Origin of the sequence: Spartinivicinus poritis, assembly GCF_028858535.1 — a bacterium.
Taxonomy (GTDB): Bacteria; Pseudomonadota; Gammaproteobacteria; order Pseudomonadales; family Zooshikellaceae; genus Spartinivicinus; species Spartinivicinus poritis.
On the sequence record NZ_JAPMOU010000049.1, the window covers coordinates 15,890 to 36,661 of the forward strand.

A 20,772-nucleotide genomic window follows, 5' to 3' on the forward strand; every position below is an offset into this window, starting at 1 on the left:
TAAATGGAAAAACAATGGCCACATTAACTATTAGTGAACTCAAAAAAAAATTTAAATCTGGTAACGTACCTACTGAAGACCATTTTGCTCAACTAATTGAGCTTGCCAATACTGGTAGCCCTTTGGCTAATGCTCATGCTGGTTTAAAAGGACTGAGCTTAGACGAGCAAAATCGTTTACAAGTCAGCTTTAAACATGGCTTAGCTTTAGAGAATAACCAGCTGCAACTGCAACTAAGCAAACACTCTGGCCTCACCCTTAATAAAACTGGGTTGTCGGTAAATGTAGGTTCTGGATTATCACTCAACCAAGACAATCAATTAACCCTGAAGGTAAATACCAGTCCTGGGCTTGAATATGATTCGAAAAAAAGCAAACTTTCTCTAAATATTGAGCAGCTTCTAGAAGCTAGTACTATCCAAAAAGGACTACCAACGTCTGATGACAAAAATAAATTAGATGCGATCAAACTAACATCAACCTCTCAACAAATTCAGGCTAAATCACTATGCCTCGGCAATGGTTTTAAGCCCAACCAGCAAGCCCTTTGCTTGAAGCTTACCGAACAGTCTGGGCTATCACTGAATAGCCAGGGTTTAGCCATTAATACCGGGCCAGGGCTAAAAATTAACGAATCTAATGGGGTGTCAGTACACATAAAAACCAGCAAAGAACTATCGTACGATCAAAAAAAAGGGGTATTAACTGTTCAAGTTGACCAATTTCCAGAGGCTAATACCAAGCACAAAGGCTTGCTTTCGGTAAAAGATAAAATAAAACTTGATTACATTAAATTTAATGCTAAAACTAATTTAGTTAGTGCTGAGTCACTCTGCATTGGCAAAGGCATTAAACAAGACAAGCAGGCTCTCTCTGTACACCTCGCCAACCAATCAGGATTACAAGACAACAGTGGTCTATCTATTCAATTAGACCCTGATGCCCCACTCGCCATCAATGAACAGGGCTGCTTAACTGTTGATATCGGTAAGCTAAAAAGTATATTAATGGATTTTGATAATTATGAAAAAAATAGTAACGGCCTCGAAACTAAGACAGTCGCCGCATTAAACAAGGAACAATATAATAAAAATTCACCTACCTTGTTTCGACGACTCGTTAATTTCATTAACAACCAATGCTTAGCAATAAATAAAACATAAAATAATCAATTGGTTTAAATTATTATGTGCAATTTTTTATTTGGGAAGTGATGTAACATTATGACTAATTCTCTCACAATACCCAGTGGCCCACCCAGTGAGCCGGGTCAACGTTTCTTTGATTTAAAAAACGAAGCATTACAGGTTATCCAGCGACTTGCAAAAGACACCTGGACCGATCATAACCTACAAGACCCCGGCATTACGTTCCTTGAAGCATTGGTGTTTATTATCAATGATTTAAGCTATCGGCTATCATTTCCTATCCCTGATTTACTCACCCCACCAGCTGATAGTGGGGATAGTATCAAGGACTTCCATCCCCCCAAAAAAATTCTACCCAGCCCAGCCGTTGCTACCATAGATTACCAACGGTTAGCCATTGATATTGAAGGAGTAAGACATGCCTGGGTGACCACTGTTCATGATACCCCCCAAGGGTTGTGGGATATTTTTATTATCCCTGAAGCCACTTTAGCTACTGATCAATTCGACACATTACGTGAAAAAGTACGTAATCACTTAGTAGCTCACCGTAATGTGGGAGAAGATTTTCATCAAGTCATGATTCCCCCACAACAAGGTATTCTCCTGAATATTAAAGTTACCCTCGAAAAAGATAGTAATGAAGTAGAGGCGATGGCCCAGTTTTACAACCAGGTGTTGCAATTTTTATTACCACGGGTAAAACGTTATAGCTCAGAAGAGCTTCAAGTAGCAAACTTAAGTGGTGATGCCATTTATGACGGGCCATGGCTTGAGCATGGTTTCATCAAAGCTGATGAACTACTCAATATTCCCGTTAAACAAAAAATATGTGTTTCTGATATTAACCGCATACTCATTAATACGCAGGGTGTTGAGCGAGCAAACCACATCCAAATTGCTCTGCACAACGCCCAAACTAACAACATTCATTGGGATAATTGGTTTATTGATGTTAACCCAAGCAAAATCCAAACTCTACTCATTAATGAAACCCTGAAACATCTCGTGGTACTTAAAGAAGGGCATGTCGTTACCATCAACCGACAACAAATTGAGAAGCTGATTAATCGTTTTCAGGAACTAGTAGCGGAAGAAGCAAAACCCATCAAAACAACCATTGAGGATATACCCTCTGGCCGTGACCGAAACTTACGCTTTTATTTATCAATACAACAAGATTTACCTGCCATTTATCGTATTACTCCAGCTTGTCCTACTCCTCAAGATACTAACCGTTACTTACAAAGCGGTGCCTTCTTGTTGTTATTTGATCAAGTACTTGCTAATCAATTTGCCCAGTTAGAAAATATTCACCGATTACTGACAATACCCAACGTCATAAAATATTATGATGTTATTAATCGTATATTTTCCATTATGATGTCCAGCGACACTCTCTCTTATAAAGATGTGGAGGACTTTTGGGAAGCCGTCAAACAATTACCTGCTACCCATCAATCACAACCGGTCAAGGGCCACAACCAAATCACTACTTTATTAAATGATTATTATACGCAATATTTAACTCAGCAATTTAATCTAATAACCGAACAACCCTTTAGTTCTACCCAAATTAACCGCATTAAACGAGCTTATGAGCACCTACTTGCACTTTTTAATGAACAAATACCTAACTCAGCAACACTGCAATATCCGTTTATTTTTAAGCCTTACCTCAACAAACTGCTCGCTTATGCAGCCTTACCACAATCCGTTAATCCAAAGGACCCTGATCGCTTATTAAATCAATTAATGCAGCTCAAAACCGTGGTGGACCATGCCTATTTTCTAAAAAACTATCCAACAATCAGTCGCGATAGAAGCCTTGGGGTAGATTATTTAGCCACGCCTTCACAGCCCCAACAACGAAATGCATCTGGATTAAAACTACGGCTGTATCATCTTTTAGGGATTACGTGCCATCAACAATGGGATTTAGCAACCCATAATAGGGAAGGTTTTCATATTCTTGAAGGGCTATTATTAAGATACCGCGATCAAGTAGACCCAGACCCTATTACTGAACTAGATAACAGTAAACTTTATTTTATTTTTCCTGATTGGCCAACGCGTTTTACATCAGCCGAATTTAAAGCATTAATTGTTCGTACAGTGTACAGTGAAACCCCTACACACTTACAACCCATGTGTATTTGGCTAAACCGCAAACAAATGGATCATTTTGAGCATTTATTTAATGCCTGGCTGCAGTCGCTATCTCATTTAGCGTTAAATAAAAATGAATAATGGCTGGTTAATAACAATTATTCACTGATGGAAAACACAGTTGCAATAGGAAGGCACCACATTATGTCAGACCAACTCTCCACCACCCAATTTTGGCAAACGCGCCTGAAAAATTTATCGTCCGCGTTATACCACTTTTGTGAAGACCATACCCTTGGTGACTCTTCTAGTGTCGACAACTTCAGCGTCGCTTTCCCAAAAATGAACGACACCCAAATTAATGAAGGCTGCAAATTCCGGGTCGCCACCTCTGATACGCGCCGCGTCTGTGAAACCTCGCCCATTCAAGAAGCCATTATCAATCAAGCTCTTATCACCGCCGGTAACGACGAATCAGACACATTATGTGTTGCCATTAAAGAACCTAACGCTATCACTAATCAGGACAATAACAATGAGTAACCCCGACAGAACCAATCGAGATGACCTAAAAGAACGCTTCCAAGACGGTGCAACCCCTACTGGTGAAGATTTTGCACGACTCATTGACTCCGGTATTAATCAGTTAGACGACAATATCCATGTCTGTAACAACGGTCTAGGTATCGGTACTGATTCTCCAGACGCGCGAGTGCATATTAATAGCCAACCCAACCAATCGCCACTGCAAGTCGATATTGATAGCACTCCCATACTATGCATCACGGATAGTTACATCCACACTCACTCGCCGCTCAATGTCATTCAAAAAGCCACTTTTAGGGATAACGTAGAAATTGAAGGGAGGCTAATGAGCAACACCCTCAGTGTTGACAACCTCACCGTCAATGGCACCACTGAGCTGAGAGAAGTCAGTTTCCATAATCCAATCATGATAAAAGACCAGGCCACTTTCGAGCAGCATGTCTCAATACAAACTCTCTCGGTCCGAGGGAGCACCCAGATCAAAGCATCACTCAATGTTCAAGGGCCCACTTCATTGGATGCCGGACTTTATGTTAAACAGCCTACTCACCTGAATCAGCTCCAGGTATCCGACCACACTCTTTTGGAAAAAGACCTCTCCGTTAACGGTAATACCACAATCAATCAACGCTTAACAGTAACCGGGCCTAGTCATTTTCAGCAAAACAGTACCTTTGCGGAAAGTCTCCATACCAAAGGCCAGCTCTCCACTGAAGATAACTTAATAGTCAATGGCAACGCATCCATCAAGCAAAATATGCGGGTGGAGCGCGATTTAGTTGTGTCGAGTAATACCACCCTTGGCAAAAATCTTGCCGTTGATGGGGATACCCATTTCTACAGTGATGCTCATATCAAAGGTGACCTGGACGTAGATGGCCGCAGTCAGGTAGATGGTGATCTCAAGGTCAACGGTGACGCTCTCTTAGAACAGGATACTGATATCGATGGTAAGCTCCATGTCAAGAACAAAGCCACCTTCGATGACCACCTCACCGCTAACCACGATGTCACCATAATGGGCAGCACCAACGTCGGCCAAACTCTCGAAGTCAATAACGACACTTTTCTTAAGCAAGCCCTCGCTGTAGCTGGTAATACCCATATCTTAGGCGACACCCTGATTGATCAATCTTTGACCATTTTAGGTGATTGCATGCTCCAAGGCCCCATCTCCACTGACCAAGACCTCAACGTCAAAGGCAAGGCTACGCTGCATGCCGATGCTCACATCAAGGGGGACGCTCAACTCGACCAACACTTGACCGTCGAGGGAGAAGCTGCGCTTAAAGGGAGCGTCAAAGTCTCCGGTGAGCTGCTTATCAGTAAAGACGTTCGACAACAGGTTACCCCTTTACAGATTGAAATCACTGACGGCAACCAAAAGCTCCCTGCGTTGAGTGTAACCTGTGAGGGGGATGTAGGCATCGGCACCCAGCAACCTTCTTCTAGTCTAGAGCTCATTGCTCAGCCACATAAAGACCCCTTAAAAATTCAAAATCAATGTGGTGATGTCACACCCTTAATAGTTAATGCCAATGGTATGATAGGCATTAGTACTGATGCACCTCATGCAACTTTAGATGTCCACGGGAACGCCTTGTTAAAAGGTAGCCTGGGAATTGGGGTCGATTCAAGCCTTGCCTCCTTACATGTCAAACTCATCGATAACGCTACCCATGCCATGCGCATCACAGGCCTACAAGCCGATGAAGCGGATTTATTTACTATCGCCTCCAATGGCTGGACTGGCCTTGGCACCGATCAACCCCAGTACCTGCTCGATGTCAGAGGCAGCGGATACTTTGAAACACTCAATATCAACCAAGCCCTTACTGTGAAGGAGGACACTACCCTCAAAGGAGACATCTTAGTAGAAGGCAATACCCACATCCAAAAAGCCCTCACAGTGGAAGAACAAGCCCATATCCAGCAGGACACCTTCTTAGGGGGAGGCTTGACCGTCACTGCTGATACCTTATTACAAGCAAACCTAAAACTCGAAAATAACCTCTGGGTACAAGGAGAAGCCAACTTCGCCGAGAACCTTATCGTCGACAATAGTTGCCATATCAAAAAAGACCTTACCGTCAGTGGTAAAACTCACTTCATCGGAGACAATGAGTTTGATGCTAATTTAGCCGTCGACGGCACGACCACACTCAGAGGCCCACTTTACGCCTTCAGTCAACTCACCGCAAAAGGCGAAACCCTTCTTGAGCAAGCCCTGATGGTACAGGGAAGTACTACCCTTAACCAAGACTTAACAGTGCAAGGGAATAGCCAAATCGAGGGAATGGCCACCGTAATGGGCAATACCCACATCCAAAAAGCCCTCACAGTGGAAGAACAAGCCCATATCCAGCAGGACACCTTCTTAGGGGGAGGCTTGACCGTCACTGCTGATACCTTATTACAAGCAAACCTAAAACTCGAAAATAACCTCTGGGTACAAGGAGAAGCCAACTTCGCCGAGAACCTTATCGTCGACAATAGTTGCCATATCAAAAAAGACCTTACCGTCAGTGGTAAAACTCACTTCATCGGAGACAATGAGTTTGATGCTAATTTAGCCGTCGACGGCACGACCACACTCAGAGGCCCACTTTACGCCTTCAGTCAACTCACCGCAAAAGGCGAAACCCTTCTTGAGCAAGCCCTGATGGTACAGGGAAGTACTACCCTTAACCAAGACTTAACAGTGCAAGGGAATAGCCAAATCGAGGGAATGGCCACCGTAATGGGCAATACTCTCATCAAAGGAGAGCTAGTGGCAGAAGGAGACACCCTACTAAATAGCCAATTACAGGTCGCAGGACAACTGATGATTCAAGGAGATGCCAATATTGATGGCCAACTCCATTTAGCACAAGGCCTCACTCTGGATGGCAATACCCAGATCACAGGGAATAGTCACGTCAAAGGAGATACTGAGGTAACCGGTAATACCTGCTTACAAGGCCCAGTTGAAACCAAGAGTAGCCTGACCGTCAACGGCCGTGCTAAGTTCAACGACGACACCATGGTCAACACTCTTCATTTAAAAAGGTTAGTCTTTTCTGAGGGCAGTTCTGCTGCGGTAACCAACAACCCTACCGTACAAGCAGACTCTTTAGAGCTCATGCCAGCCATTCAAGGGGTATCAACAGATCCATTACTAGGTGGTGACAACAGCTCTGATAACCTGTTAGTTACCCAAAAGGCCATTAAAACCCACTTAATGGAGCACACCTCCCCCTTCAGCAAAGCTAAGTCCACCGTAGCAGTTTGTAACCAACAGGAATTCGAGGCCCTCTTCGGGAGTGGCCAAACCACCACCCTGGGCCCCAATATCACCGTGATCCTCTTCCCCATGGATGATGGAAGCGGAAGCAATGGAGGTGGTGAAGGAGACGGCAACGGTCACTGCCCCTCAATAACGACGGAGCCTTTCAGTAACAACAGCGGCACTACTAGCTTAGATATCCTCAATACCGGCGGCCCCACCATAACCCTCGGTAATGCCCCCGGACAAAATGGTAATGCCTATATCCTGAAAAATACTGTGAAACTGGCCTCCGGTGTCAGTATCATCGGCTTTAACCCTCACACCACTGTGGTGATCAAAGGCAACCCCAATGTGCATTTCGAATTAGAGGGCTCCCAAGACAACCCAGTAACATGGGTCACACTTCGAGGCTGGACCTTTAACGGCAGGATGCAAAAAAGCAACAACAAAGGAGGCGCCTTCTTGCTCCGTAATGCTGAGCACTGTGAACTCAACTGCCACATCACCGAACACCTGGTTTGTGATAAAGGAGGAGCCATCTACGGCGAAAACAGCCGACATATCCAAGCCCATTACATCGACCACTGTGCCGCTTGGGTTAATGATCAAACCAAAACCGCTGGGGGGGGCGTCTACGGCCTAATTGAGTCCGACTTAATTATACACGACTGCTATGCTGTGATCGGTGGTGGCGTAGCCGCCTGCCAACAATGTCAGATCGTCGCAGTCAACTGCCAGGCTATCTACGGGGGCGGTGCATACCAAACAGAAAATAGCCAGCTGGACGCCAGCCATTGCCATGCCCTCTACGGCGGTGGCATAGCTGAGTCCAAACACTGCACCGTACAAGCCAACCATTGCAGTGCTAACTACGGCGGCGGTGCCTTCCGCAGCGCTCAACTGCACATGAGTGCTAAATACTGCCAAGCCAGCCAGTCTGGGGGCGGAGCCGTCTTCTGCAGCAACTTGATCTGCGAAGGCCATTGGGCCGGCAATAAGGCCGATGGTGACTTCCCTAACATCTTTGCTTGTAACCTACAAGACGGCCAAAATACAGAACGGCATTACTGGTGCGGCAAATATGTAGATGAACGCCTGGATGACCAGGATTGGCGTTGTGATAATTTATAATCAAAATGAATACAAAAAAACAGACAACGTAAAATAAAAAACAAGCTATTACCTGAATACTCAATGAAGTTGCTACAAAAACAAGCGGATAGAAAATTAATGAATTCTAGATTTACTTTTTTCCCTTTTTTGTGACAGCCTCAAATAACAGAATAAAGCAAGGAAATAGAAACCATGTCGTCTATTGCTGTGCAACAGTGTGTGATCGAAATCGCTGTTAATCGCAAGGAAAATAAAGATAGAGTTAAAAGAATAACAGAGTCTATCGTTAGGCATTTTTTTAACTCATATCAACTAAATGATAGTGAAAGTTTGCTGAGTAAAGAAGATATTTATATAGAAAATATATATATAGATATAGAAGAAATAAACCTATCTAAACTAAAATATGATTTACATAAAGCTTTATTATTTTCATTAAAAAATGAGTTACTCAAGAGATTATCAGCTATATCAGCCACACCTGATTATCAATTCAATAAAATAATAACAATCTTATTACTAGAAAAAAATATAACCTCATATAAAATAGAATTTTTACTTAAAATACTTCAACACAAGCATAAAAACCATACAGAGGTCGTTTTAAGCCTACTAAAATCAGCCATATTCGTACACAAAAAGTCAAATAAAAAAGAATTATTATTAAATATATTCAAGAACACCATGTACAAAGATACTGATGTAGAAACAAGAAATCTTAATGAAATATTAAGCCTATACACAAAATTTAATAACAATAAAAAAACTAGTAATAAAAGCTATATTATAAATATCCAAAAAGAAATACAGTTTGGTGAAACAGCCCTAAAATGGCTAGAAATTATTGAGCAATATCGACTCGATTTAAGCTCTGTAGAAAATATGATTCAAGTTATAAATATGTGGGCAAAAAAATATGGTATAATATCCCCATTCATTAAGGGGGTCCTACAAAAAATCAACAATATACCAAACATCAAACAAACCATTTCATTAACTGATTTTTATGCATTAGACAAAGCTAATGAAAAGTCAAAAAATAGTCTTTCAAAACTTAAGCATTATAAACAAATAGCAGAAAATTTAATCAAACAAATTCCTTCTAAAAATTCAATATATTTTATGGATTTAACCCCCTCACTAATAAACATAAAAAATATTCATTTAGATCTAGTAAACTTAATTATATTAACAAAAAATATAGCAGACAGCATCACCAAGAAAGACGAAGAAATAAATATAGGAAAAATAATAAACAATATTTTATCCATAAAGAATACTATTGAAAAAAAATCATTTTCCGACCAAAAAAAATATGATGTTTTAATAGACATTATAAAAAGAATAAAGCTATTGTCATCAAAAAAATATCAAAACAAACACACACAAAACTTATATAAAAACATATCAGAATTAGCCAATAATATTATTATCTTAAACAGCAACTCAATGACAAAAAATAAAGTATATATCATATGCAAGATACTTGGCGATATTAAAAAATATAATACAAAGAAATCTCGAGCAAAAATTAATATAAAACATATAGACACAATTAGCAATAGTAATGAAGAAATAATCGAGTTAAGAGATATATTAAAAAATATATCGATAGATATAACATCTATAAAAAAATACCTAGAAGATATTTCAAACATATACTATATACCGTTAAGTTTAAACAACAAAATAACATCTATAATAAAAAATATCATAAATAATGACAGTTATATCGCAGCTATAGAGAATATATACAATGAATTACTTTTATTAAAAATAAGTAATCTAGATCACATTCATTACAAGCAGGAGTCTATAATTGCAAGAAAAATAATTAAAGAAATAAAAAATCAAGAAGTTAGAACTATTGAACATATAATACACAAAAAAATACTAGAAAAAAATATAGTTTATAAAAACGATCTATCTAAATACTTATATATATTAACACTAGGTATCACGTCAAAACAATATCATAAAAGACAGCCCACAGAAAAAGAGCTAACAAAATATAACAAAATAATAAGCAAGTACAAAATAGAAAAAATACCTTTTTTTGGAAAAAATATAATCACAAAAATAATAAATATACACCACAGTATTATAAGTATGCTCAATAATACTGATATGGAAATATATTATATACAAGAAATAAACAAGGAACTAACAAATAGTACAGGAGAAAAATTACCATCTATCTTAAAAAAATGGGGAATGGTGCTTCCTGAAAAAATTGTTAATACAATAAATATAAATCCTAAGGGCATACAAGACATTAGTAATATCTTAAGAATTATTCAAGACGAAAAAAAACATTTAACTTTAAAGAAAAACATTTTACTGAAAAATCTTGTTAATATTTCATATTTTCAAGAAAATTTAATTAGTTTTCTATTACAAACAAACATAGATAATTATAAGGTTACACTAGAAAATATACCAAAAGAACATATAGATAATCTATTTATAATTATAAAAAACTCAACCATATCAGAAAGATATAAAGATGAATTAAATAAAGGGTTAGAAACTATTAATTTAATTCATAACCAACCCCACGATCAACTTGAAAATAACAAAATAATCAGTCTATTTAATTCAAATCAATATCTAAATATTTTAAATTATATAAAAGATATCTGCAAGCATATCTTAGATAAGATATTAAACTCTATCAAAAATTACCTAGATAAAAACAAGAATATAATCTTTAGCAATTATATAAAATCGACTAGTAATAATGAATCATTCTTACGCACAAAAGAAAATATAAAAATGATAATAGCTTCATTAGTATCCAGCATAAAAAACAATTACAATTACATATATAGCAATTCAAAAAGAAACATAGGTACAGAGACAAAGATTAATCTTGGAATTATTATAAAAAACACAATAGAAAATATTTTAAGCATCTCTATTAATTTTGAAAAAGACTTAAATTTTATAGATCAACTATATGATGCAATTTTTCCCCGTGAAAACGAAGTATTTATCAAGATCAAAAAAAATCAAGATCCTGTCTTAGATATATTAATAAGTTTTTATATGAAAAAAATAAAAACAAACCAATATTTAAAGTCAGAGCTATATAAAAGTTTGTTAGAATTAGAAGATAATACAAACACTAAAAAAACAATTAATACAACCAGTTTATTAAAAAATACAGCATTAATTAATAATAAAATTAATACTGTATCTGATGACTATCGTATAAAATCAAAAGATATTTATGAAATTGTTCAAGTATTTGATAGAATTAAGACAGTCAATGATAATAATCTAACACCATTAAATAATAGAGAGGATATATATATCAATTCACATAAATTTGATGATAATAGCCTCATGCCATTAAATAATAGAAAGGATATATATATCGATCCACATACTTCACTAACAAAAGATCAGTATAAAAAGGAATACTTAGGAAAAAGCTCAAATATTGAAAATAGCAATTTTTTTGATCAAGAAAAAAATATTAATCCTTTAACTAATATTTCACATAATTTTAATGGTAGTAATGAAATCATCCACAAACAAGTTATCGATGACTTGAGAAATAAACTTTTAAATTATACTAATAATTTACAAAAAATAGAATACAAAGAGAATATACTTATACCAACAAATGATGCAGGAATTCTATTACTATGGCCATATTTTAAAGATATTTTTATAAATACTAACTTACTAGATGAACAATTTAAGTTCAAAGAGGAGAAGTCAATAATAAAAGCTTACAGTATGCTAAAAACAGCTTTTAATTCCAAGTATGAATACAGTCTAATAACTATTAATTTAGTTCTTGGCCTTTCACCAGAGACAATAATTTTTGATAATGATATCAATTTGAGTGATATAGAATTAAACACCATTAATGATACTATATTAGCTTTAATTTATAGATTTAAATACTTTAATAATATTTCTGTAGAAACTTTCAAAGACTTATTCATCCAAAGGAATGGATTTATTAATAAGATAGGAGTTGGTTGGAAAACCACTATTGAAAGAAAAGCACAAGATATATTAATAGATAAACTTCCTTGGCAGATAAATAGCATAAAATTGCCATGGTTAGAATATGAAATAACAACTGAATGGAAATAAATATAATGGTAACAATATGTCTATCTCTGATATAAAAGTAGCTTTAGATGATGTTTTAATTAATTATATAGAATACCAAAATAAAGGTTTTTATGACAAATATGAGATTGAAACTATTTATAATAATTTATTAGAAGTAATACAAAGAAATCAAAGGCTAATGATTATTAAAAATAAGTTTTGCGTCGATGACCTTTATATGCTTTTATTTTTATTAGTTTTACATCCACAAATTAGTACCGAGTCGAGTAGTATATATTTTAATATAAACCAAGATAAAAATACCCTTCCTACTATTGGGCTATTGATATCTATCATAAAATTTTATAAAAATCACTATATAATACTAACAAAAGACCATAGCTTATTTAAGTGGCGTATTTTATTAACTGAAAACTATAGTTTTTCTCACAATAAATATATAAATATTTCAAATGAAGTATTTAATTTTATTATATCAAATGACGTCCCTGGTCATGATATAAATAATTGTTTAGTTGATATAAAACCAAGTGAGCATGAATTTATTCCATACCCTTATATAACTAATTATATAAGGAACGATTTACTCTTGAAAAACATAAATTTAATTCACTTTATCGGGAAAAATGGTTATGGTAAAAAATCTCACTCTAAATATTTAATAAAAAAATCAGGAAAAAAAATATTTCTTTTTAACGAAAAAAAATTTTTCGGGTACAAAGAAAAAGAAGATGTTTTTATTGATATACTAACATTTTCTAATCTATATAATTCATGTATTTTTTTAGAATCATGGCAAGATTTAATCAATGAAAATAGTGTTTTTATTACATATATAGTAGAATGGCTTAGATTTTCCAACTGCACATTATTTTTATCCAGTTATAAAAAATGTGAGTTGCCAAACGAATTTTATTTGTTAAATCATAATATTATTGAAATACATAAACCAGATAAAAATTTAAGAAAAGTGATCTTACAAAGTATGTGTAATACATATCTAGATAAAAATCTATTAAAAATAGATTTTGACTATATTTGCAGATATTACACATCGTTCCCAGGAAATATGTTTAAAGCTTGCATGGATTTAGCATTATTACAAAAAAATAAATCCAGATTAATTAATACTACAGATTTCATTACAACTTATATCAATTTATTACCAAATAACCTTAAAGACCTAGCTACAATAGTAAAGCCTAAATATAAGCTAGAAGACTTGGTTTTGCCTTCAAAAATAAAAGAACAGCTTATCGAAATAGAAATAATACAAAAAAATAAGAATAAGTGTAATAAATTTATTAAGGGAAAAAAAGGACTGATTTGCTTATTATCAGGACCTCCAGGAACTGGAAAAACAATGGCGGCGTCGGCACTAGCAAATTTATTATACAAACCTCTATATAGGGTTGATATTTCGAGTACCATAAGTAAGTGGATAGGTGAAACTGAAAAGAATCTTGCCTCATTATTTGATGAAGCGGAAAAACATGAAGCGATGTTATTTTTCGATGAAGCAGATGCTATATTTTCTAAAAGAACCAGTGTCAAAAGTAGTCATGATAAAAATGCTAATATAGGAATAAGTTATTTGCTACAAAGAGTAGAATTATTTAATGGTATACTAATTTTGGCTACAAACTATAAAGGTAACATAGATAAAGCATTTATGCGTAGGGTCGATTTTAGTATAGAGCTGCCTAAGCCAGAATTTGACGAACGGCTTAAGCTTTGGCGCACAGTATGGAGTAGCAAGGTAACACTAACTAAGGATATTGACTTAGTAAAACTTGCAAAGAACTTCGAAATTTCACCTTCATATATAGTCAATATTTCTGATTATTCCACATTTTTAGCTATGGAAGACTCTATTGATAATGAAAATATAGTTGTTAAAGCAATCCACATTACTAAAGCTCTCCAAAGGGAGTTACAAAAAACCGACGATACTTATTTAACTCAAGAATGGATTCCGTCGCAAATATTTAATTAGTAATCCATTTTGTGATGTGACATGAAGTCGCATAATGTCGTTGTTCTCCGACTTATAGAGAGAACCATCTGTATCACCAGATGACCCTAGGGTCCTGAATAAAGTAGCGGGCCTGACAACGTAACGAAGCTAAATAGCGGGATGTAAATCGCGAGAGGCGCATCTTCCTGATAACCACAATTGGGTAAGTGCTAGGGAGCCAGTATAGCGAACATAAGTGAATCTACTAACAGACCGTTAATCTTGAACAGCGGAAGTGGTTAATGTGAATTCGGAGCAAAAAATAGACAGATTTGACCCATAACGTGTAGTAGTGTCATTACCGACTAAAATATGACCTTTTTAGTATTGGTGAGCATTTCCTCTCTTGAAAGTAAGCATTCTTAATGATTGAGTTATGTTTGCAATCAAAAAACTTCAAGAAAATGGTGTTCGGCAAAAACCATGGACTTGTAAACTATCAATCAGTGAAATACTGACCATATTAATTTACTTTCATCAGTCTCGTTATAGAGATTTTAAAACTTACTATACAAAGCATATTCAGAAGCATTATTTCTCTGAATTTCCTAACTTATTAAGTTACTCAAGGTTTATTGAGCAACAATATTATGCCTTATTACCACTCTATTTCTATCTGCAATCTTTTACACCTAGTTTAAGGGGGATTTACTTTGTAGACTCTACTCCTCTTAGGGTGTGCCATATCAAAAGAGAAAAACAACATAAGGTATTTAAAAATACAGCCGCTAAAGGAAAAACGTCGTTAGGCTGGTTTTATGGATTTAAGCTACATTTAATTATTAATGATAAGGGCGAGCTTGTTAATCTAAAACTAATAACTGGAAATACAGATGATCGTGCACCTCTTAAAGAGCTAGCTAAGGGCTTAAATGGGAAATTATTCGGTGATAAAGGCTATATATCTGCTGAATTGACTGAAGAGTTACTTGGTAAATAATTACACTTAATTACAAGAATTAAAAAAATATGAAAAATAAACTGATGTTAATGTCTGATAAACTATTACTGAGAAAAAGAGCTATAATCGAATCAGTTAATGACCAGCTAAAAAATATCAGTCAAATAGAACATAGTAGGCACAGAAGCCCAAAAGGCTTTGTTATTAATTTACTTTGCGGGCTTATTGCATACTGTTTGCAGCCTAAAAAACCATCCATTGGTATAAATATCAATCAAAATGATCTTATTTTAATCAGCTAGTACGTTTTTTATACCGAATTCACGTTAAATACTCAGTCAGTTTGCGAGTATGTTAAAGGCCAATTTAGTGTTCAATATGCCACTTTATGATTTTCTAGCTATACTCGAATGCTTGGAAAAGCTATATCCTTTAGCAACGACAATTTATGTGATTTTAGACAATGCAAGGTACCATTTTTCAGAGCCTGTATTGAGCTGGGTAAAGACTTCAAGAGTTCATTTGGTGCCACTTCCTTCGTATTCACCTGATCTAAACCTAATCGAACGGTTCTGGAAGGTTTTCAAAAAGAAGGTCTTATATAACAAATTTTATGAGACATTTACAGAATTTAAAAAAGCTTGTAGTCGATTTTTTATTCATCAGCATGCTCATGCTGATGAAATATATTCGATTATGGGAAACGGACTTTCAGAATTAGCTTGTGAATAATTTATTTGAATCTCGACCTAAAAATGATTCGTGATAGGTATAAAATGCATGATCTTGTTATTGGGCTTTTTATTAATCGTTATGAATTTGGGCGAAACATTTGATAAAACACAGGTTTGAGCCACTACCAGTGGGACTTTCACCCACAAGGTCAGTGCAGCTTTGCCCAGCGCACTGGAAGAACCACCAAAAAGTGACGATTCTGAGTCTTTTGATTGATTTTTATTCTATGATTTTTTATTACACTTCTTGTGTAATATATTTCTTATAAAGTTGACTGTTGCACGGTCTTTATAAAAAATTAACTCTTAATACTATTTCTTAAATTCTATGGTCAATAATGTTTACTAAAAACCATGACGTTGTTTTGCATGAAGATCACCTACAGTTTACATTTCCCTTAACTATGATGTTTGCTGTCAAGCTTCCACCTGCGCAAATTAAAGCATGCACCCAAAGTACGATGTTTGTAGATGGAAAACTAGTATGTGTTGTAGGGGATGAAAAAAAAGTGAGCATAGCATGCACATACTCAATACCTTCTCATCCTTCTCCTGGTGAGGGGACTGTAACAATATTATCATTAGACGACAATCAAAATTCATCCAAAACTTGGATTGAAAAAAATCAGGTTATTCTGCGAGGCACTACGTTTCAAGCATTGCTAACCCCAAAACCTCCAGGCTCTAAGGCAAAAAATCCTGCAATACCTTTACCTTCACCGCTTAACGAAGATCCATCTCCTTGGCAACTTGGTACAGGTAGATTTATAGCAAACTCGCGGTATGTAAGATTTCGATCCAAAGCCTAATACATATACTGTGTGATCCATAGCCCTAATAGCTCTTTATGCCCTTCCATGTTGATACCTAACGCTACATAAATGGCTTTATTGACTACTCGCTTGTCATAATGGGCTTTAACGTGGATGCAGTCCAGATAAACTATTGGATAGACTTCATCTAACGGTCTATTTTGCCAAACTTGAACGCGCTCCAGAACAGACTCTGTGACTTTAGCAATGACATTATGGGAAACCTTGGCTCCGTACATTTCTTCAAAGGTTTCAGCAATATCGCGAGTTGACATGCCACGTGCATAACACGCTGAAATTTGGTCATCAAATTGAGTGAGGCGTTTCAATAAAGGTGGGCTCAAACGTGCTATTACGGTCTCTTGGGACTGATACGTCAACTTCACCTGCTGTACTTTTTAGTGTTTTTTTATAATATCCATTACGGCTATTACCACTATTATGGCCCTCTACAGCATGTTTTTCATAGCCAAGGTGTTCATCCATTTCAGCATTGAGAGCGCTTTCGACAAAGGTTTTGAGAAGAGATTGGGTTAACTCATTGAATTGGTCTTGAGTGGTAATATTGCCAAGTAGTTTTTTAATTGCTCTTCTGTCATTTGTGGTGTTCTGTTGCTCATTCAGTTGCTCCTATTAAGGAAGTTTACATGAATGAGCAGTTACACAAAATAAGTGACACTCTCTACAGACTCCTCAGATCCCCTATCACTGATGTTCTATTGCCCATGCTGTTCTAATGCGACTTAAACACTCTTGCATGCTCCTTCCTTCTAGTCCCCCACAAATTTTTTCGGAGATGACTTCCAAGGAACTGGATTCTCTTTCACTAGTACATAATCCAAGGTTTTGACACCAGGGAGGTAGTATATCTTCTATGCCTGTCCAACCTGGAGCAGTTGTCAAGTGTTTTATCACCCAGCCACTTGGAATGAAGTTTAAAGTGGCGGTTGCAACAACGTTCGCGAATGTGCTCTCGCTTTTTTCCCAGCCTGTATAACTGTTGTTAATTGTCAAATGGAATTCATCCCCAGATACAATGGTAAGTGGACTCATTATTGCCATTCCATTAGAAGCATTATACCTTCCTGCTTTTTTAAACACCCCAACTCGCCGAATTGTTAAATCAACTAAGCTACTGTCGTCAGCATTGCGGGATAACACTGGCTGCTTAAACTCTCGTATTGGTGTATTCGTAGTTATTTTCCCTCGTATATTCTCTCCTGTAAATGGCTCGCGACTACTTAGTGTAGACTCAGATCTACTTCTCATTGGTTTTAGCTCCATGTTGCTAATAGTTTCATGGCCCAGCTCTATTTCCTCAGTCGTTTTATTTGGATCCATTCCACGTCGCGTACCACTCGCAGTAACGTACCCTCCGGTACTTTCATCATAATAACTGCCTATTTGTTTCCATAATAGTGATACAGGAACCCTTTTGACTCCGTACACAATTATTTCTTTGGTGGTATTTGTAATTTCCACTAAAATCGACCCTTCTATCTTTGTCATATCTACGGCATCATTATCATCAGGAAAAACTGTACTAAGGTGGTCATCGTTCGGTTGATCATCAGTTCTGTCTACCGATATAGTAGATGCATCTGTGGGTAAGATTATTGTTAATAACTTCCTGTTTCCACCTTCTTCCCACCAAACATACATATTTTCGGTCATTTCACCTCTTGCTCCCTGGCGCGTGTTTATTGCCACCTCAGTGGCACCACCACTGGCTTTGATTACACCACTCCTTCTCATATGGATTATTGTATGAGCTTCTGCCGCCGGCTGAAATCGACTTGTATCTTCAGCTCCTATCATTATCAGAGTTGTCGGTTTTGCTCCAGATTCATTCATTAAGGCAGAATTATAGGTTAATACCCATAGTCTATCGTCAAAGTTGCCGACTTTCAGAGGTTCCAACTCCCCATTTACCCTCTGCTTTTCGATATCATTTATAGTGATTGAATGGTCAATAGTAGTAGCACTAGGATCTATTGGCTCCACTGTGGTTGTCTCGCTATCAGTCTTTGTAACTAACCAATGTTGAGCAGATACTGGTATTCCAAGTATTGAAGTTGTTGCCTGTTCAACCTTATATTCCTGCATTGGTGTAACCACTAGCGTGCATTCAGGGTTCGCTTCTAGTTCCTCTTCTGAAATTTTTGCAGCCATACCAAGATAACGTGTAAGCATTTCGTTTTCTGCCACCCATGCACTGGTTCCAAATAAAGGATTCTTCCCAGTGCCAAGCCAATTAAACAGCAGACCTCCTATATTTAACCCAGCCTGCTCTGCATAGACTTTCCAGCCTGCAGACTTATATATTCGATCAACTCTACGCTTTGCTTCGTCAATTCCTTGTATAACAGCTACTACAATCATAACTGCCACAACGATGGCAACACCTATAGGTCCTGCCATCGCACTACCTACCCGACCACCTACTCCCCATATAGCATTAAGTAGGGCTAAGCCGTCCACGGCTGCAATTAAGATATCACCAGCTACTGCAGCAATATTTCCTGCAGTAGGGTTTTTTATTGCGTTATCCAAACTTATGCCAATGGCCATTAGGTCCATTGCAAACGCCAAAGCTATACTCACTTTATCTGCAGCATCTAATGCTCTTGCTAGTCTGCTATGCTTTATCAGGTCTTTCCCCTTTAGAAAGGCGTGTAACAACTGCGCATGAATTTTCCTTTTCAAGATTGCCCTTGATATAGGTAATGCAGTCATTCCCCCATAAACGACAATTGCAAACCCTATTGCTTGAGCCAGTGCAGCTTTCGTTGCAGGCTTACTTGAGTCATAGTTATCTATTGCATTTTTTAGGTTCCTAGCAGCAAAGAACCCCATTGCAGCCATACTAATCACGTCGTACTTTGTTATATTGGCATCTCTTAATGTATTTAATGCCTTTGTCTTATGAATGTCGCTTAAGTCGTTTAATGCATATGGTCTCCAAGAGTCAGGTAACGAACTTTTCCTTACAGCTCCTCCTTCTGGCACAACTGGCACTTGATTTGCTGGTGCTCGTATTCGTTCCATTAACTCTCTAGGGCTTACGTCGGGAGTTGTTCCTGAAACTACCATCCTCTTCGTGACACCATCGTCGTCTATAAACGGTATGGTTGCGAGCGCATACCCTGGGCTATCCATTTGCATAGCCGGCAGAGACCCCCTTCTTATAGCTCCTTCACCTAAGCTGAAAGCACCAACCATTTGAGAAGCTAGCCCAGCAGCTCCACCACCTCCAGAGCTTGGTAAAGCATTATTATTGGGTAGTAAGTTATTGATAGTTGCTTGTAAATTTCCCATTTGAGCATCTTGGAGGTTTGCCATGGTTCTACCACTCTCCATACATGTATTCTCCTGTTGTGGCCAAGTAAATTTGTACAACATTACGTACAGTTAATTTAATAACTCTTTAGCTGCAGGCGTTAAGTAGTCATTGTAACTATGAACACGACAATGGTTGTAATATTTAACGTGAATTCGGAGCAAAAAATAGCCAGACTCAGCCCGTGACGACTAAATTTTGCTCCGAATTCACGTTATTAAACACAAAGTAGGTTTATTAAATCTCGCAGAAGAACTCGGTAATGTGTCTAAAGCCTGCAAAATGATGGGGGTATCCCGTGATACCTTTTACCGTTATCATAATCTGGCAACAGTTGCCGATGTTGCGTATATTAACGGATAGAGGCACGGAATATTGTGGCCGGGCTGAACAGCATGATTATCAGCTTTATTTAGCGATTAATGACATTGATCATACGAAAACCAAAGCCCGGCACCCACAAACGAATGGTATTTGTGAACGATTCCATAAAACAATTCTTAATGAGTTTTATCAAGTGACCTTTAGGAAAAAGGTGTATACAACCCTTGAAGAATTACAGCAAGACTTGGATGAATGGATGACGTATTATAATCACCATCGAACTCATCAAGGTAAAATGTGTAATGGGCGTACCCCGATGCAAACGTTACTTGATGGCAAACAGATTTGGGCTGAGAAAAATTTAA

At 37.1% G+C, this 20,772-nt stretch carries 12 protein-coding genes and 2 pseudogenes; 12 read left to right on the forward strand and 2 right to left on the reverse strand.

The genetic code is table 11. The features are described from left to right. The first annotated feature begins 14 nt into the window (after positions 1–14). The 10 genes from ORQ98_RS23915 to ORQ98_RS23960 all read left to right on the forward strand — a co-directional run bounded on the left by ORQ98_RS23915 (position 15) and on the right by ORQ98_RS23960 (position 16,740). Positions 15–1,163, forward strand: coding sequence for a hypothetical protein (locus ORQ98_RS23915; RefSeq protein ID WP_274691341.1), 1,149 nt, complete (start codon positions 15–17; stop codon positions 1,161–1,163). Between the two features lie 60 nt (positions 1,164–1,223). Next, on the forward strand, positions 1,224–3,398 hold the full coding sequence (locus tag ORQ98_RS23920; protein ID WP_274691342.1) for a hypothetical protein: 2,175 nt from the start codon (positions 1,224–1,226) through the stop codon (positions 3,396–3,398). Between the two features lie 63 nt (positions 3,399–3,461). Next, positions 3,462–3,800 (forward strand): hypothetical protein, encoded by a 339-nt coding sequence (locus tag ORQ98_RS23925; protein WP_274691343.1) that lies wholly within the window; start codon positions 3,462–3,464, stop codon positions 3,798–3,800. After that, positions 3,793–8,202, forward strand: a complete 4,410-nt coding sequence (locus ORQ98_RS23930) for a hypothetical protein (RefSeq protein ID WP_274691344.1) — start codon at positions 3,793–3,795, stop codon at positions 8,200–8,202. Before ORQ98_RS23925 ends, ORQ98_RS23930 begins: the two co-directional genes overlap by 8 nt. A 174-nt stretch (positions 8,203–8,376) precedes the next feature. Then, complete coding sequence (locus ORQ98_RS23935) at positions 8,377–12,297, forward strand: contractile injection system tape measure protein (protein ID WP_274691345.1); 3,921 nt, start codon at positions 8,377–8,379, stop codon at positions 12,295–12,297. A gap of 16 nt (positions 12,298–12,313) precedes the next feature. After that, positions 12,314–14,275 carry an ATP-binding protein gene (locus tag ORQ98_RS23940; protein WP_274691346.1) on the forward strand — a complete coding sequence of 654 codons (1,962 nt, stop codon included), beginning with the start codon at positions 12,314–12,316 and terminating at the stop codon, positions 14,273–14,275. A gap of 397 nt (positions 14,276–14,672) precedes the next feature. Beyond that, on the forward strand, positions 14,673–15,236 hold the full coding sequence (locus ORQ98_RS23945; protein WP_274691347.1) for an IS982 family transposase: 564 nt from the start codon (positions 14,673–14,675) through the stop codon (positions 15,234–15,236). Positions 15,237–15,265: 29 nt separating this feature from the next. Further along, positions 15,266–15,499, forward strand: a complete 234-nt coding sequence (locus ORQ98_RS23950) for a transposase (protein ID WP_274691348.1) — start codon at positions 15,266–15,268, stop codon at positions 15,497–15,499. A 76-nt stretch (positions 15,500–15,575) separates the two neighbouring features. After that, the gene (locus tag ORQ98_RS23955) at positions 15,576–15,929 is read left to right on the forward strand and encodes a transposase (protein ID WP_425347711.1); all 354 of its coding nucleotides are present in this window, start codon (positions 15,576–15,578) and stop codon (positions 15,927–15,929) included. A gap of 340 nt (positions 15,930–16,269) precedes the next feature. After that, positions 16,270–16,740: a hypothetical protein gene (locus ORQ98_RS23960; protein WP_274691349.1), complete on the forward strand. Its 471-nt coding sequence runs from the start codon at positions 16,270–16,272 to the stop codon at positions 16,738–16,740. A gap of 8 nt (positions 16,741–16,748) precedes the next feature. Here the strand turns inward: ORQ98_RS23960 and ORQ98_RS23965 are convergent. Together ORQ98_RS23965 and ORQ98_RS23970 are read right to left on the reverse strand one after the other, a co-directional pair. Beyond that, positions 16,749–17,328 (reverse strand): annotated as a pseudogene (locus ORQ98_RS23965) (IS256 family transposase); the annotation flags it as partial. A gap of 120 nt (positions 17,329–17,448) precedes the next feature. Beyond that, positions 17,449–20,103: a hypothetical protein gene (locus ORQ98_RS23970; protein ID WP_274691350.1), complete on the reverse strand. Its 2,655-nt coding sequence runs from the start codon at positions 20,101–20,103 to the stop codon at positions 17,449–17,451. A 244-nt stretch (positions 20,104–20,347) separates the two neighbouring features. Between ORQ98_RS23970 and ORQ98_RS29705 the strand changes: the two genes are divergently transcribed. Together ORQ98_RS29705 and ORQ98_RS23975 are read left to right on the forward strand one after the other, a co-directional pair. After that, on the forward strand, positions 20,348–20,446 hold the full coding sequence (locus tag ORQ98_RS29705; protein ID WP_425347712.1) for a helix-turn-helix domain-containing protein: 99 nt from the start codon (positions 20,348–20,350) through the stop codon (positions 20,444–20,446). Continuing rightward, positions 20,412–20,772, forward strand: a pseudogene (locus ORQ98_RS23975) (integrase core domain-containing protein); the annotation flags it as partial. The gene ORQ98_RS29705 and the pseudogene ORQ98_RS23975, both read left to right, overlap by 35 nt.

Bases quoted from the DNA above. Each gene is read 5' to 3' on its own strand.
- ORQ98_RS23950 (WP_274691348.1), top strand. From the start codon at position 15,266: ATGAAAAATAAACTGATGTTAATGTCTGATAAACTATTACTGAGAAAA.
- ORQ98_RS23915 (WP_274691341.1), top strand. From the start codon at position 15: ATGGCCACATTAACTATTAGTGAACTCAAAAAAAAATTTAAATCTGGT.
- ORQ98_RS23970 (WP_274691350.1), bottom strand. From the start codon at position 20,103: ATGGAGAGTGGTAGAACCATGGCAAACCTCCAAGATGCTCAAATGGGA.
- ORQ98_RS23935 (WP_274691345.1), top strand. From the start codon at position 8,377: ATGTCGTCTATTGCTGTGCAACAGTGTGTGATCGAAATCGCTGTTAAT.
- ORQ98_RS23960 (WP_274691349.1), top strand. From the start codon at position 16,270: ATGTTTACTAAAAACCATGACGTTGTTTTGCATGAAGATCACCTACAG.
- ORQ98_RS23920 (WP_274691342.1), top strand. From the start codon at position 1,224: ATGACTAATTCTCTCACAATACCCAGTGGCCCACCCAGTGAGCCGGGT.
- ORQ98_RS23925 (WP_274691343.1), top strand. From the start codon at position 3,462: ATGTCAGACCAACTCTCCACCACCCAATTTTGGCAAACGCGCCTGAAA.
- ORQ98_RS23945 (WP_274691347.1), top strand. From the start codon at position 14,673: ATGTTTGCAATCAAAAAACTTCAAGAAAATGGTGTTCGGCAAAAACCA.
- ORQ98_RS23955 (WP_425347711.1), top strand. From the start codon at position 15,576: ATGCCACTTTATGATTTTCTAGCTATACTCGAATGCTTGGAAAAGCTA.
- ORQ98_RS23930 (WP_274691344.1), top strand. From the start codon at position 3,793: ATGAGTAACCCCGACAGAACCAATCGAGATGACCTAAAAGAACGCTTC.
- ORQ98_RS23940 (WP_274691346.1), top strand. From the start codon at position 12,314: ATGTCTATCTCTGATATAAAAGTAGCTTTAGATGATGTTTTAATTAAT.